This window comes from Polaribacter sp. HA6-7 (assembly GCF_055693625.1).
Genome location: NZ_CM146338.1, coordinates 173,599 through 188,980 on the forward strand (window position 1 = coordinate 173,599; position 15,382 = coordinate 188,980).

At 33.6% G+C, this 15,382-nt stretch carries 11 protein-coding genes and 3 pseudogenes; 13 read left to right on the forward strand and 1 reads right to left on the reverse strand.

The window, feature by feature from the left end; all coding sequences use genetic code 11:
* The first annotated feature begins 30 nt into the window (after positions 1–30).
* The 3 genes and pseudogenes from ACZ1HD_RS00990 (at position 31) to ACZ1HD_RS01000 (ending at position 2,555) form a co-directional block, all read left to right on the forward strand.
* Positions 31–150, forward strand: coding sequence for a hypothetical protein (locus ACZ1HD_RS00990; RefSeq protein WP_472689421.1), 120 nt, complete (start codon positions 31–33; stop codon positions 148–150).
* Positions 111–341: pseudogene (locus tag ACZ1HD_RS00995) on the forward strand (cadherin-like domain-containing protein); the annotation flags it as partial. The gene ACZ1HD_RS00990 and the pseudogene ACZ1HD_RS00995, both read left to right, overlap by 40 nt.
* Positions 342–2,555 carry a tandem-95 repeat protein gene (locus ACZ1HD_RS01000; RefSeq protein ID WP_472688380.1) on the forward strand — a complete coding sequence of 738 codons (2,214 nt, stop codon included), beginning with the start codon at positions 342–344 and terminating at the stop codon, positions 2,553–2,555. It begins immediately after the preceding pseudogene.
* 304 nt (positions 2,556–2,859) lie between these two features.
* Here the strand turns inward: ACZ1HD_RS01000 and ACZ1HD_RS01005 are convergent, their stop codons facing one another.
* On the reverse strand, positions 2,860–2,997 hold the full coding sequence (locus tag ACZ1HD_RS01005; RefSeq protein ID WP_472688381.1) for a hypothetical protein: 138 nt from the start codon (positions 2,995–2,997) through the stop codon (positions 2,860–2,862).
* Positions 2,998–3,109: 112 nt separating this feature from the next.
* On the opposite strand from ACZ1HD_RS01005, the gene ACZ1HD_RS01010 reads away from it, so the two are divergent.
* The 10 genes and pseudogenes from ACZ1HD_RS01010 to ileS all read left to right on the forward strand — a co-directional run bounded on the left by ACZ1HD_RS01010 (position 3,110) and on the right by ileS (position 15,381).
* Positions 3,110–4,999, forward strand: a complete 1,890-nt coding sequence (locus ACZ1HD_RS01010) for a hypothetical protein (RefSeq protein ID WP_472688382.1) — start codon at positions 3,110–3,112, stop codon at positions 4,997–4,999.
* Between the two features lie 35 nt (positions 5,000–5,034).
* On the forward strand, positions 5,035–5,277 hold the full coding sequence (locus ACZ1HD_RS01015; RefSeq protein WP_472688383.1) for a hypothetical protein: 243 nt from the start codon (positions 5,035–5,037) through the stop codon (positions 5,275–5,277).
* 299 nt (positions 5,278–5,576) lie between these two features.
* Positions 5,577–7,742 (forward strand): Ig-like domain-containing protein, encoded by a 2,166-nt coding sequence (locus tag ACZ1HD_RS01020; protein WP_472688384.1) that lies wholly within the window; start codon positions 5,577–5,579, stop codon positions 7,740–7,742.
* A 623-nt stretch (positions 7,743–8,365) separates the two neighbouring features.
* Positions 8,366–8,860, forward strand: coding sequence for a gliding motility-associated C-terminal domain-containing protein (locus tag ACZ1HD_RS01025; protein ID WP_472688385.1), 495 nt, complete (start codon positions 8,366–8,368; stop codon positions 8,858–8,860).
* Between the two features lie 25 nt (positions 8,861–8,885).
* Positions 8,886–9,595 (forward strand): annotated as a pseudogene (locus ACZ1HD_RS01030) (PorP/SprF family type IX secretion system membrane protein).
* On the forward strand, positions 9,567–9,803 hold the full coding sequence (locus ACZ1HD_RS01035; protein ID WP_472689422.1) for a type IX secretion system membrane protein PorP/SprF: 237 nt from the start codon (positions 9,567–9,569) through the stop codon (positions 9,801–9,803). The pseudogene ACZ1HD_RS01030 and the gene ACZ1HD_RS01035 overlap by 29 nt, the downstream one beginning before the upstream one ends.
* 16 nt (positions 9,804–9,819) lie before the next feature.
* The gene (locus ACZ1HD_RS01040) at positions 9,820–10,578 is read left to right on the forward strand and encodes a hypothetical protein (protein ID WP_472688386.1); all 759 of its coding nucleotides are present in this window, start codon (positions 9,820–9,822) and stop codon (positions 10,576–10,578) included.
* 101 nt (positions 10,579–10,679) lie between these two features.
* Positions 10,680–11,168 carry a TolB family protein gene (locus ACZ1HD_RS01045; protein WP_472688387.1) on the forward strand — a complete coding sequence of 163 codons (489 nt, stop codon included), beginning with the start codon at positions 10,680–10,682 and terminating at the stop codon, positions 11,166–11,168.
* Between the two features lie 22 nt (positions 11,169–11,190).
* On the forward strand, positions 11,191–11,793 hold the full coding sequence (locus ACZ1HD_RS01050) for an OmpA family protein (protein WP_472688388.1): 603 nt from the start codon (positions 11,191–11,193) through the stop codon (positions 11,791–11,793).
* Positions 11,794–11,904: 111 nt separating this feature from the next.
* Positions 11,905–15,381, forward strand: a pseudogene (gene ileS / locus ACZ1HD_RS01055) (isoleucine--tRNA ligase).
* The last annotated feature ends 1 nt before the right edge of the window (position 15,382 follow it).

A 15,382-nucleotide genomic window follows, 5' to 3' on the forward strand; every position in this document is an offset into this window, starting at 1 on the left:
GGTTCAGCAACGGTACCAGGAACTTTAGATATTACTGTAACTGCAGTAAATGATGCTCCAGTTGCTATCGCAGATTCAAATGATACGAATGAGGATACTCCATTAACAGTATCAGCAGTAAACGGTATTCGGCTAATGATACAGATTTAGAAAATGATACTTTAACTGTTACAGCGTTAACTATCAATGGTAATTCAGAAACTGTAGGAGCTCCAATTAGCTTAACAGAAGGTGTTTTACAAATAGAATCAGACGGTAGTTATACATTTACGCCTACCGCTAATTTTAATGGTGATGTACCACAAGTAACTTATACAGCAAATGATGGGTTAAATTCTGTGATGAGTACGCTAGATATAGTTGTAAATCCAATTAACGATGCACCTATTGCAGTTTTAGATACAAATACTACAAATGAAGACACGCCGTTAACGGTTACTGCTGCAAACGGATTATTAACAAATGATTCTGATACAGAAAACAGTTCTCTAAGTGTTACAACATTTACAGTAAACGGTACAACTTATATTGCCGGAAACACAGTTTCTTTAGCAGAAGGAAGTTTATTAATAAATTCTGATGGTAGTTACACATTTACACCAATTGCTAATTTTAATGGTTCTTTACCACAAATTGCCTATACAATTACAGATGGTGCAAATACAGCAAACTCAACATTAGATATTTCAGTTTCTCCTATAAATGATGCGCCTGTAGCAACAAATGACGTAACATCAACAGACCCTGGAGTTGCAGTAGTAATAGCTGTTTTACCAAATGATACAGATATAGATGGAGACGTGTTAAATGTTTCATCAATTGTTACTCAGCCAGCAAATGGTACTGTGGTAATTAACGGAGATAATACAATAACTTATACTCCAAACCCTGGTTTTAACAAAGGGTCAGATTCTTTCGAATATCAAGTTTGTGATACTAATGGCTTGTGTGACACTGCAACTGTAAATATTACAGTGCCAAAATCATTCTTGCCACCAGTTGCAAATCCAGATTCAGAATCTACATCAGAAGATGTAACTTTAACAGTAGATGCAGTAAATGGTTTATTAAATAATGATACCGATTCGAATCCAGGAGAAACATTAACTGTAGTTACTTTTCAGATTGATGGTACAAACTATACTGCCGGAGAAACAGCAACAATTACAGAAGGTCAAATAACAATTAATGCAGATGGTAGTTATACTTTTGTACCAACAGCAAATTATAATGGTTCGGTTCCGGTAATTAATTACACAATTTCAGACGGAACACCAACAGACAATTCTAGTAGTACATTAACATTAAATATTACTCCTGTTAATGATGTGCCTGTTGCTATTGCAGATACTAACACAACACCAGAAGATGTACAATTAAATGTTGACGCTTCTGCAGGATTGTTAATTAATGATTCTGATACAGACGGTACGCCTTTAACATTAACACAGTTTACTATAAACGGAACAGATTATGCTGCAGGTACAACAGTAAACTTAGTAGAAGGTGCAATAACTGTAAACGGAGATGGTAGTTATATCTATAACCCAGCAACAGATTTCTTAGGTGCTGTGCCTCAAGTTACTTATACAGTTACAGACGGGGCATTATCAACAACAAGTACTCTAGACATATCTGTAACAGGTGTTAATGATGCACCAGTTGCTGTAGATGATTTAGGAAATACTAGTAATGAAGATGCACCAGTAAATGTATCATTAATAACAATTAACGATACCGATGATAGTGCAGCTATCGATGCAACTACTATTATATTGATAGATCCTAACAACGCAGCAAATACAGGTAACTCTTCTAACCCATTAGTTATATCTGGTGTTGGTAGTTATTCTGTAGATACTTTAGGTAATGTAGTTTTTACACCGTTGCCAAACTTTAATGGTGTTGCAGATATTAAGTACACAGTAGAAGATAATGAAGGTTTAGTTTCTAACGAAGCAGTAATAGGAATAACAATTACAGCTGTAAATGATGCACCAAATGCCGTTGCAGATGTTAATACAACTGCAGAAGATACTGTATTAGCAGTAAACGCTTCAAACGGATTATTAATTAATGATAATGACGTTGAAGGAACTCCGTTAACAATATTAGAATTTACTGTAGGAGGTGTAGATACACCAGCAGGAAATACAATTTCTTTCACAGAAGGAGATTTAATTATAAATTCTGATGGTAGTTACACTTTTACACCTGCATTAGACTTTACAGGTAATGTTCCTCAGATTACTTATACAGTTTCAGATGGAAATGAAAATAGTGATGCAACATTAGATATTACTGTTACAGGAGAAAACGATGCACCAGTTGCAGGTAATGATACTGAAACAACAATTCAAAATACACCAGTAACAATAGCAACTGTAACTGCAAATGATACAGATACTGATGGTACTATAGATGCATCTACAATAACATTAATAGATCCTAATAATGCTAGCAATACAGGTAATTCTACTACACCATTAATTATTGCAGGTGAAGGAACTTATACTGTTGATAATCTTGGTAATATAGTATTTACACCGAATTAGAATTTACAGGTGAGGCTAATGTAATTTATACGGTAGAGGATAATAATGGTCTTTTATCTAATGAAGCACAAGTAACTGTTACAGTTCTTCCGGATACAGACGGAGACGGAATTATTGATAGTGTTGATTTAGATGATGATAATGACGGAATCTCAGATGTTGTTGAAAATGGAGGAAATGATCCATTAGCAGATACCGATAATGATGGAATTCCAGATTATAAAGATCCAGATAATATTACTTTAGATGAAAATAATGACGGAATTGACGATAACTTTGATAAAGATAAAGACGGAATTATAGATCAGTTTGATAATGATTCAGATAATGACGGTATTTCTGACTTAGTTGAAGCAGGCGGAGTTGATGCAGATGGAGACGGTAAAGTAGATAACTTTACAGACACTAATAATGATGGTTTAGATGATGCAATTGCTAACAATCCATTACCAGTATTAGATTCAGACGGCGACGGAGTTCCAAATTACAAAGATTTAGACTCAGATGCAGACGGAATTATAGATAACATCGAAGCGCAAAATCCATTAACGTATGTGGCTCCTTCAGGTGTAGATACAGATAAAGATGGTATCGATGATGCTTACGATTTAGACTGTGCGCCTTGTGGTTCTATAACAGGATCTCCAGTAAATAATCCAGAAAATGCAGATTCAGATGCATTGCCAAATTATTTAGATTTAGATTCAGATAATGACGGAATTGTAGATAACATCGAATGGCAAACTACAGTGGGTTACATTGCACCAGGAGCAGATTCTGATGGCAATGGTTTAGCAGATGTTTATGAAACTGCACCAGGATCTGGTAACCCAATTAGATTCCCATTAAATACAGATGGTATAGATCCGCCAGATTATACAGATGTAGATTCAGATGGCGACGGTGTTCTAGATACGGTTGAAGCTTATGATACAGATGGAGATAATGTTGCAGACAATGGAAATGTATTTTCAGGAGTAGATTCAGATGGAGATGGTTTAGATGACGCTTTTGATTTAAACACAGGCGGCTTAACAGATCCAGATGCAGCATCAAATAATAATCAAGATGTTACATTATTCCCTAACGATCAAGATCCAGGTACAGCAGAAGTAGATTTTAGAGATAAAATTACTTTCGGAGTGCAAATAGATACAGATGGTGATGGTATAACAGATGATATAGATATAGATGATGATAATGATGGAATTGTAGATGTAGTTGAATCGTTAGGATATATTCCTTCGTCATCAGCAAACGACCCTAGATGTATATTACCTAATGTAAGTTTCCAAAATCCAACTTATGTGGCAGGAACAGGTGTTTCTGGTTCGGGTTCTATAGGAGCTAAATATCGTTTTGAAAATGTTGTAGATGTTACAGGTTTCGGTGGAACGGGTGGAATTTTAGATGCAATTGTAGAAATTACAGACATTAAAGGAGGAGCATCATTAATATCTATTGATAATTCTACCACAGGTAATCCGGATGCTTGGCAACCAGAATACACTGTGCCAACACCAACAGGTAATAAAGCAGAAATGGCTTTTAGAGTTATTCTAGTAAATGATAACACAAATACACTTTATAATATCAGTAGATTTAGTGGTGTTATTTATGACATAGATGGTGCTAATGCTAGAGAATCTGTTATTTTATCTAGACCTGGTTTATACGCAGTAGATAACGAAACATTATTAAACGTAATAGAGAACCCTGCAACAGGTTTAGTAACTTTTGAAGGACCTGATGATACCTATGCTGGTGTAGATGTTTCACCAAGGTTAGCAACTTTCTTTGGATATTATAATACTTCTGCTTTTGATGTTAGATTCTCTGCAGAATTATTATCAGCATCATCAAATACAAACTTAGGTTCTGTGTTGTTCTCTGGTTGTGCTATAAACGGATTGTTTGAAGGAAATACAGCATCAAGCTCTCCATCACAAACCAACGGAACTTCAGAAAACTCAGGTCCTGGAACATTCCCATTATTTACAGTAAATGATGGTATTGATAGCGATGGAGACGGAATATCAGATGATAAGGATATTGATTCAGATAACGACGGAATTCCTGATAACGTAGAAGCACAAACTACAGCAGGTTATATCAAGCCAATTTCTGCAACAGCAGATGCAGATATGGATGGCTTAATAGATGCTTACGATAATAATGCTGTAATAAGCGGTTTAATACCTGTAGATACAGAAGGTGATTTTAATCCAGATTATTTAGATTTAGATTCAGATAATGATGGTTTAAATGATACAGAAGAAGCCGGTTTTGTTAAGGCAACTGTTAATAATGATTCTGATGCAGATGGTTTATTAGATAGTTATGATGACAATAACACAGCAGGTGCATTATTTGATGTAAATGATGATCAAGATAACGGTGCAATAGATTTACCAGACCTTGATAATACATCTACACCGAAGTAGATTACAGAGAAATTAAAGATAATGATAACGATGGTGTGCCAGATAGCGTAGATTTAGATGATGATAATGACGGAATTCCAGATTCAGTAGAACAAAACGGAGATCCATTAAGAGATACAGATAAAGATGGCATTCCAGATTCTCTTGATTTAGATTCAGACGGTGACGGTATAAGCGATTTAATAGAGTCAGGGTTTGGACAAGTAGATTTAGACAACGATGGAAGAATTGATGGTGCAGAAACAAATTCGGTGCAAACGGATTATTTGATGCAATAGAAGATGGCGTAGAAAGCGGTACAACAATCAATAACCCGCAAGATTCAGATAAAGATGGAGTTTTAGATTTCCAAGATATAGATGATGATAATGATGGTATTAATACTCTAGAAGAAGATGTTGTTAGTATTAACGGAGATCCAACGGATGACGATTCTGACAATGATGGGATACCAAATTATTTAGACGAAGATGACGATAATGATGGAGTTTTAACTAAGGATGAAGACAACAATAACAATGGTAACTTTAATGATGATGATGATAATAATGATGGAACACCAGATTATTTAGATTCATTGGATACAGATAATGACGGAATACCAGATAGTGAAGATTTAGATGACGATAACGATGGTAATCCAGATTCATCAGATCCAAATCCACTAGTTCCAGCTGTAAGTCCAGATGTGTTAACGGTTGTAGAAGGTTTATCAGGCGTTGTAAATGTATTAGCAAATGATGATTATTTACCAGGAACTAACACAACAATAACAGATGCAGGAACAGGAACTGCTGCAGGTGTTGTAAGTTTTGATCCATTAACCGGAGAGATGACTTATACACCAGCCATAGGAGAAGAAGGAACAACTGTAACAGTAGATTATACAGTTTGTAATACAGCTGTAAATCCATCAGTATGTAAAACGACAGCAGTTACAATTACAGTTCAACCAGATAATGATAATGATGGTGATCCAGATATTACAGATTTAGATGATGATAATGATGGTAATCCAGATTCATCAGATCCAAATCCATTGGTTCCAACCGTAAGTTCAGATGTGTTAACGGTTGTAGAAGGTTTATCAGGTGTTGTAAATGTATTAGCAAATGATGATTATTTACCAGGAACTAACACGACATTAACAGATGCTGGAACAGGAACTGCTGCAGGCGTTGTAAGTTTTGATCCATTAACCGGAGAGATGACTTATACACCAGCGGTAGGAGAAGAAGGAACAACACTAACAGTAGATTATACAGTTTGTAATACAGCTGTAAGTCCATCAGTATGTAGAACAGAAACGGTAACAATTACAGTTCAATCGGATAATGATAATGATGGTGATCCAGATGTTACAGATTTAGATGATGATAACGATGGTAATCCAGATTCATCAGATCCAAATCCATTAGTTCCAACCGTAAGTTCAGATGTGTTAACGGTTGTAGAAGGTTTATCAGGTGTTGTAAATGTATTAGCAAATGATGATTATTTACCAGGAACTAACACGACATTAACAGATGCTGGAACAGGAACTGCTGCAGGCGTTGTAAGTTTTGATCCATTAACCGGAGAGATGACTTATACACCAGCGGTAGGAGAAGAAGGAACAACACTAACAGTAGATTATACAGTTTGTAATACAGCTGTAAGTCCATCAGTATGTAGAACAGAAACGGTAACAATTACAGTTCAATCGGATAATGATAATGATGGTGATCCAGATGTTACAGATTTAGATGATGATAACGATGGTAATCCAGATTCATCAGATCCAAATCCATTAGTTCCAACCGTAAGTTCAGATGTGTTAACGGTTGTAGAAGGTTTATCAGGCGTTGTAAATGTATTGGCAAACGATGATTATTTACCAGGAACTAATACAACATTAACAGATGCTGGAACAGGAACTGCTACAGGCGTTGTAAGTTTTAATCCATTAACCGGAGAGATGACTTATACACCAGCGGTAGGAGAAGAAGGAACAACAGTAACAGTAGATTATACAGTTTGTAATACAGCTGTAAGTCCATCAGTATGTAGAACAGAAACGGTAACAATTACAGTTCAATCAGATAATGATAATGATGGCGATCCAGATTTTACAGATTTAGATGATGATAATGATGGTAATCCAGATTCATCAGATCCAAATCCATTGGTTCCAACCGTAAGTTCAGATGTGCTAGTAGTAACTATTAATACACCAGGTGTTGTAAATGTATTAGCAAATGATGATTACTTACCAGGAACTAATACGACACTAACAGATGCCGGAACAGGAACTGCTGCAGGTGTTGTAAGTTTTGATCCATTAACCGGAGAGATGACCTATATACCAGCCGTAGGAGAAGAAGGAACAACAGTAACAATAGATTATACAGTTTGTAATACAGCTGTAAGTCCATCAGTATGTAAAACTGAAACGGTAACAATTACGGTAGAAGGTGATACAGATGGAGATGGAATTCCTAATAATATTGATTTAGACGATGATAATGATGGGATACCAGATTCAGTTGAGCAAAATGGTGATCCATTAAGAGATACAGATAATGATGGCATTCCAGATCATTTAGACCTAGATTCAGACGGTGATGGTGTAAACGATGTTGTAGAAGCTGGTAATGGAGCTTTAGATGCTGATAATGATGGTGTAATAGACGGTGCAGATACTGGTTCTGGTTCTAATGGATTATTCGACGGAGTTGAGGTAACGCCGAAAGCGGAACTATAGATTATACACCTATTGATACAGATAAGGATGGTAAACCGGACTTTCAAGATACAGATGATGATGGTGATGGAGTTGATACAATAGATGAAGATGTTGTTTCTGTTAACGGAGATCCAACAGATGATGATACTGATAAAGACGGTATACCAAATTACTTAGATACAGATGACGATGGAGATGGTATTGATACTTCGGATGAAGATGTAGCTTTAATCAATGGAGATCCAACAGATGATGATACCGATAAAGATGGTATACCAAATTATCTAGATACCGATGATGATGGCGATGGTATTGAAACTATAGATGAAGATAATAACGGAGATTCTAACTTAAACAATGATGATGATGATTTAGACGGAATTCCAGATTATTTAGATGCTGATGACACCGACGGAGACGGCGTACCTGATAGTGTAGATTTAGATGATGATAATGATGGTATTCCAGATTTTATCGAAAACGGAGGTGACAATAGTTTAGATACTGATAGTGACGGTATTCCAGATCATTTAGATTTAGATTCAGACGGAGATAGTTTAACAGATTTAGAAGAATCTGGTTCCGGTGCAACAGATGCCAATAATGACGGAGTTATAGATGGTTCTGACACAGGTTCTGGATTGAACGGATTATTTAACGATTTAGAAACGTTTGATGATAGCGGTATTTTAAGTTATATTGTTAGAAATACGGATTCCGATGATAAAAAAGATTTCCAAGATATTGATGATGATAATGATGGAATATTAACTATCGATGAATACATGTTCGATTGTGACAATGATCAAATTCAAGATCATATGGATGTTACAAATTGTGACTTGGTTCCGAATGCATTCTCTCCAAACGGAGACGGTAACAACGATACGTTTGTAATACCTGCACTAGCTAATTATCCTAATTTTAAATTAGAAATATCTAATAGATGGGGTAATAAAGTGTACGAGTATAGTAATAATGGTAAAACGAGTCCAGATTGGTGGGACGGTTACTCTACGGGTAGATTAACTCTAAACGATAGTAAACCAGTACCAACAGGAACTTATTTCTACATTATTTACTTTAATGACGGCGTTAGAAAACCAATTACAGGTTGGGTATATTTAAATAGATAACAGATAAAAAATAAAGGCAATAAAAATGAAAAAATTAATTGTAATAATTACAGTGCTATTATTTACTGTTTCTGTAAAAGCACAACAAGACCCTCAGTATACACAATATATGTATAACATGAATATCATAAACCCAGCTTATGCTGGGTCATATGATGTTCTAAGTGTAAATCTTTTAGGTAGATCACAATGGGTTGGTATAGACGGAGCACCAAGAACATTAACATTAGGGATAAATTCTCCAGTAGGTAAAAATGTTGGTTTAGGCTTTTCTGTTATTGTAGACGAAATAGGTCCGGTAGAAGAACAAAATGTATACGGAGATTTTTCTTACACATTAAAAGTGGGTGAAAATGCAAATTTAGCTTTAGGTATTAAAGCAGGCTTTACATTTTTTAATGTTTGTTTGCCGTGTTTAAACACTGTAAATGATAATGATCAAGCATTTATAAATCAGAATGCAAATAAAATTTTACCAAACTTAGGTGCAGGTGCATTTTATTATACCGATAAGTTTTATGCAGGTTTATCAATACCAAATCTTTTACAAACATTTCATTTCGAAAAAGAAGGTGGTCAAGTAACAAGAGCATCAGAAAGAAAACACTTTTTTTAACAACGGGTTATGTTTTCGATTTATCTGATGATGTTAAATTAAAACCATCTACAATGGTAAAAGCAGCAGAAGGTGCACCATTATCAATAGATTTTTCTCGGAAATGTACTTTTATATGACAAATTAGAATTTGGGCTTTCTTACAGATTAGATGAATCTGTTTCTGCATTAATAAATGTAAGAGCATCAAAAAGTTTAAGAATAGGTTATGCTTATGATTATACATTAACAAACTTGGGTAATTTTAACTCTGGTTCGCATGAAGTTTTTGTGCTATTTAATTTCGATTTTGAAAGAAATAAAATTAAATCTCCAAGATTCTTTTAGTTTTAATACAACAATTATGAAAAAAACAATACAAATTACAATCGTACTTTTATTTAGTTCTTTAACCATACTTGGGCAGACTAAAGAAACTAAAAAAGCAGATACTTACTTTGAAAACTTATCTTATGTTTTTGCTGCAGAAGCTTATGAGAAATTAGCATCAGAAAATGCAACAGAGCATGTTTTGCAAAGACTTGCAGATAGTTATTATTTTAATGTGAATATGCAAAATGCCTCGAGTGCTTATGAGCGTTTATTTAATAAGTACCCTAATCAATCCCCAGAGCACATTTTTAGATATGCGCAAACCTTAAGAAGTGTTGGTAAATTTGATGCATCTAATTTATGGATGAAAAAATTTCATGAACAAAAGCAAAATGATTCTAGAGGAGAAAACTTTACAAACAAAGAAGTAACCTTAGATGAATTAAAAAACGGAAAACCAAATTTTACAGTAGTTAACCAAAGAAGTATCAATACAAAATATTCAGATTTTGGAGTGACTGACTACGGTAATACAATTTTATTTTCTTCACCAAGAGAAAGAAATTTATTTGTAAAAAGAAGCCATACAAGAAACGATAAATATTTTCTAGATATTTTTAAAGTTGTTAAAGAAAAAATTACAACTGTAGAAGGAGATGATTCTGAAGTGAGACCAATGTTTTCTGATGAGGTAAACTCTAAGTATCACGAATCTTCAGTTAGTTTTTCTCCGGATAAAAAAACAATGTATTTTACAAGAAACAACTACGTTTCGGAGAATATAAAGTAGATAAAGAAGGATATAATAATTTAAAGATATTAAAAGCAGAATGGAATTATAATAAATGGGACAATATTGTAGAATTACCATTTAATAGTAGCGAATATTCTGTGGGTCATCCATCTGTTAGTAAAGATGGTAAAAAATTATATTTTGTTTCTGATATGCCTGGTGGAATTGGAGGAACAGATATTTATGTAGTAGAAATTAAGGAAGATGGTGGTTTTGGTGAAGTTCAAAATTTAGGAACTATGGTAAATACAGAAGGTAGAGAAATGTTTCCTTTTATTTCTGATGACGAGGTTTTATATTTTTCTTCGGATGGTCATTTTGGTATTGGAGCTTTAGATATTTTTTCAACAAAAAAAGAAAACGGAGCGTATACGAAGCCTGAAAATTTAAAAGCACCAGTAAATTCTAAATTAGACGATTTTGCTTTTTCTATCAGCTCAATAACAAAAAAAGGATATTTATCTTCTAATAGAGAAGGTGGTTTAGGCGACGATGATATTTATGCAGTAGAATCTCTTGTTAAGCCGGAAGTTGCACCTTGTATGCAAATAGTATCTCGGTTATGTAAAAGACAAAAAATTTCATAATATTTTACCTGGTGCAAAACTAGTGTTAAAAGATGATAAAGGCGAAGTTATAGAAGAAATTTATGCAGATGCCAACGCAAAATTTACATTTAGCTTGCCTTGTAATAAAAATTACACTTTAAAAGCTACAAAAGAATATTACCAACCAGATACTGTGTCTTTTGAAACTACATCAGATAAAACAGTAGATTTAAAACTAGACTTTGATTTAAAAGTAATATCAGACTTTACTTATAACGAAAGAGGAGAGCTAGTTATAAAGATTAGACCAATTTATTTTGATTACAATAAATCTAATATCAGAAAAGATGCTGCAATAGAGTTAGATAAAATTGTTAAAATCATGAAAAAATATGAAAAACTAGTAATTAGATCTAGTTCTCATACAGATGCTAGAGGTAATGAAGCATACAATGAAGCGTTATCAGATAGAAGAGCAAAATCTTCTGTAGCTTATATAATTAATAAAGGAATTTCTAATTATAGAATTTCCGGAAAAGGCTTCGGAGAAACAAGATTGGTTAACAATTGTGTAGATAATAATAGCCATACAAATACTGTTAAATGCTCAGAAGAACAACATCAAGCAAATAGAAGAACAGAGTTTGTTATCATAAAAATGTAGCAAAAAATACAAACAAATTAGAAGAGCCTTTAATTAGGCTCTTTTTTTGCCATAAATCTAAGAATTACAAGAAAATGATTAATTTCGCATTCTTATAAGAAAAGAAAGAAAATGAGCGCGAAATTTCCTGAATATAAAGGTCTTGACTTACCAAAAGTTGCAGAAGAAATTCTTAACTACTGGGAAGAAAATAACATATTTGAAAAAAGTGTAACAACAAGAGAAGGTGCAGAACCTTTTGTATTCTTCGAGGGACCACCATCTGCAAATGGTCTTCCGGGAGTTCACCATGTTTTAGCACGTGCTATTAAAGATATTTTTCCACGTTACAAAACCATGAAAGGTTACCAAGTAAAGCGAAAAGCTGGTTGGGATACGCATGGTTTACCAATAGAATTAGGTGTAGAAAAAGAGTTAGGAATAACAAAAGAAGATATTGGTAAAAAGATTTCTGTAGAAGATTACAACGCAGCGTGTAGAAAAGCAGTAATGCGTTATACAGATATTTGGAATGATTTAACGCAGAAAATGGGTTATTGGGTAGATATGGAAGATCCGTATATTACTTACGAACCTAAATACATGGAATCTGTTTGGTGGTTGTTAAAAGAAATCTACAGTAAAAAATTAATTTACAAAGGATATACAATTCAGCCATATTCGCCAAAAGCTGGTACAGGATTAAGTTCTCACGAGTTAAATCAACCCGGAACTTACCAAGATGTAACAGATACAACTATTGTTGCACAATTTAAAGCAATAGAAAGTACATTGCCGAATTTTTACAAAATGAAGGTGCAATTAACTTTATTGCTTGGACAACAACACCATGGACATTGCCAAGTAATACAGCATTAACTGTTGGGCCAAAAATAGAATACGTTTTAGTAGATACTTATAATCAGTATACATTTGAACCAACAAAAGTTGTGTTGGCTAAGAAATTAGTTGGTAAACAATTTGGTGGTAAAAACAATGTTGAAGTTGAAACGTTAGAAGAGTTAAAAGCATACAATGCTGGTGATAAAAAGATTCCTTTTTACATTGTTAAAGAATTTGTTGGTAAAGATTTAGTTGGTATTAAATACGAGCAATTGTTAGATTACGGTTGTAAGTTTGAAAACAAACAAGACGCTTTTAGAATAATTTCGGAGATTTTGTAACTACAGAAGATGGTACAGGTATTGTACATACAGCACCTACTTTTGGTGCCGATGATGCTTTAGTAGCAAAACAAGCTTCACCGAGAGATTCCGCCTTTATTAATAAAAGACGAGAACGATAATTTGGTTCCTCTAGTAGATTTACAAGGTAGGTTTAGAAAAGAAATTAAAGATGATATTTATGGTTTTGCAGGAGAATATGTAAAAGCAGAGTATTTAAATGAAAAAGATTTAGAAGAAGAATTAAAAATTCAGAAAGAGAATTTAACAGAAGTTCTAAAAAATCAAGATAAATATTTATCTGTAGATGAACGTTTAGGGCTAAAGTTAAAGAATGAAAATAAAGCTTTTAAAGTAGAAAAATACAAGCATAGTTATCCGAATTGCTGGCGTACAGATAAACCAATTTTATATTATCCATTAGATTCTTGGTTTATTAAAGTAACAGATGTAAAAGATAAAATGCACTCGTTAAACAAAACCATTAACTGGAAACCGGAATCTACAGGTACTGGTCGTTTTGGTAATTGGTTGGCAAATGCAAACGATTGGAATTTATCTAGATCTCGTTATTGGGGAATTCCGTTACCAATCCGGAGAACAGAAGATGGTAAAGAAGAAATTTGTATTGGATCTGTAAAAGAATTAAAACAAGAAATGGCAAAAGCTCTAGAAGCTGGCGTTTTGGCAAAAGATATTTTCGAAGATTTTGAAGTTGATAACAATTCTGATGAAAACTACGCGAAATTAGATTTACATAAAAACATTGTAGATCAAATTACTTTAGTTTCTGCTTACGGGCAACCAATGAAAAGAGAAAGCGATTTAATAGATGTTTGGTTCGATTCACGGTTCTATGCCTTATGCACAATGGCATTATCCGTTCGAGAATAAACAGAAAATTGATGGAAACGAATCTTTTCCGGCAGACTTTATTGCAGAAGGAGTAGACCAAACAAGAGGTTGGTTTTATACCTTACATGCAATTGCAACAATGGTTTTTGATTCTGTAGCTTATAAAAATGTTGTTTCTAACGGATTAGTTTTAGACAAAAACGGACATAAAATGTCTAAACGTTTAGGTAATGCAACAGATCCTTTTACAACATTATCAACATACGGTGCAGATGCAACACGTTGGTACATGATTTCTAATGCAAATCCTTGGGACAATTTAAAATTTGATTTAGACGGTATAGAAGAGGTGAAACGTAAATTCTTCGGTACACTTTACAACACCTATTCATTCTTTACTTTATATACAAATATTGATGGTTTTGCATACAAAGAAGACGATATCGCTTTAGATAATAGACCAGAATTAGATAGATGGATTTTATCTGAATTACATACATTAATTGCAAAAGTAGATAAGTTTTATTCAGAATACGAGCCAACAAGAGCTGCAAGAGCAATATCAGACTTTACACAAGATTATTTAAGTAACTGGTATGTGCGTTTAAGTAGAAGAAGGTTTTGGAAAGGAACTTACGAAACAGATAAAATTTCTGCATATCAAACATTGTATACTTGTATGAATACAATTGCTAAGTTAAGTGCGCCAATTGCTCCGTTTTTTATGGATCGATTGTATCAAGATTTAAACTCTGTAACAGGTAAAGAATCATCAGAAAGTATTCATTTATCAGATTTCCCAAAATACGACGAAAGCTTCGTAGATAAGAGTTTAGAACGTAAGATGGAAAATGCACAAACAATATCTTCTTTAGTTTTATCATTAAGAGCAAAAGAAAAGATAAAAGTGCGTCAACCATTACAAAAAATTATGATTCCGGTTGATACTGCGCAACAAAAAGAAGAAATCTTAGCAGTAGCCAACTTAATTAAAAACGAAGTAAACGTAAAGGAGATTACTATTTTAGACGATGCTTCAGATATTTTAATAAAACAAATTAAGCCAAACTTTAAAGCTTTAGGGCCAAAATTTGGTAAAGATATGCGTTTTATTGCGGCAGAAGTGCAAAAATTTAACCAAGAAGATATTAACAAAATAGAAAAAGATAAAAACATTTCTCTTGACGTTAATGGAAAAAATATTACTTTAGAACTTTCAGATGTAGAGATATCATCTAAAGATATAGAAGGTTGGTTGGTTGCAAATGAAGGGTCGTTAACAGTTGCTTTAGATGTTACAATAACGGAAGAGTTACGTAAAGAAGGAGTTGCCGGAGAGTTGGTAAATAGAATTCAGAATGCACGTAAAGACACAGGTTTAGAAGTAACAGATAAAATAAAATTAACGGTTTTAAATTTCGAAAACTTACAAAAATCTATTTTAGATAATAAAGACTACATTATGAGTGAAACATTAACCAAAGAATTGGTTTTTGTAGACGAGTTAACTAATGGAACAGAAATTGAATTTGATACCATTAAAAGTAGAATATTAATAGAAAAAATGTAAA

Excerpts from the sequence above, each read along its gene's own strand:
- ACZ1HD_RS01000 (WP_472688380.1), top strand. The coding sequence starts at position 342 with ATGAGTACGCTAGATATAGTTGTAAATCCAATTAACGATGCACCTATT.
- ACZ1HD_RS01040 (WP_472688386.1), top strand. The coding sequence starts at position 9,820 with ATGAAAAAAACAATACAAATTACAATCGTACTTTTATTTAGTTCTTTA.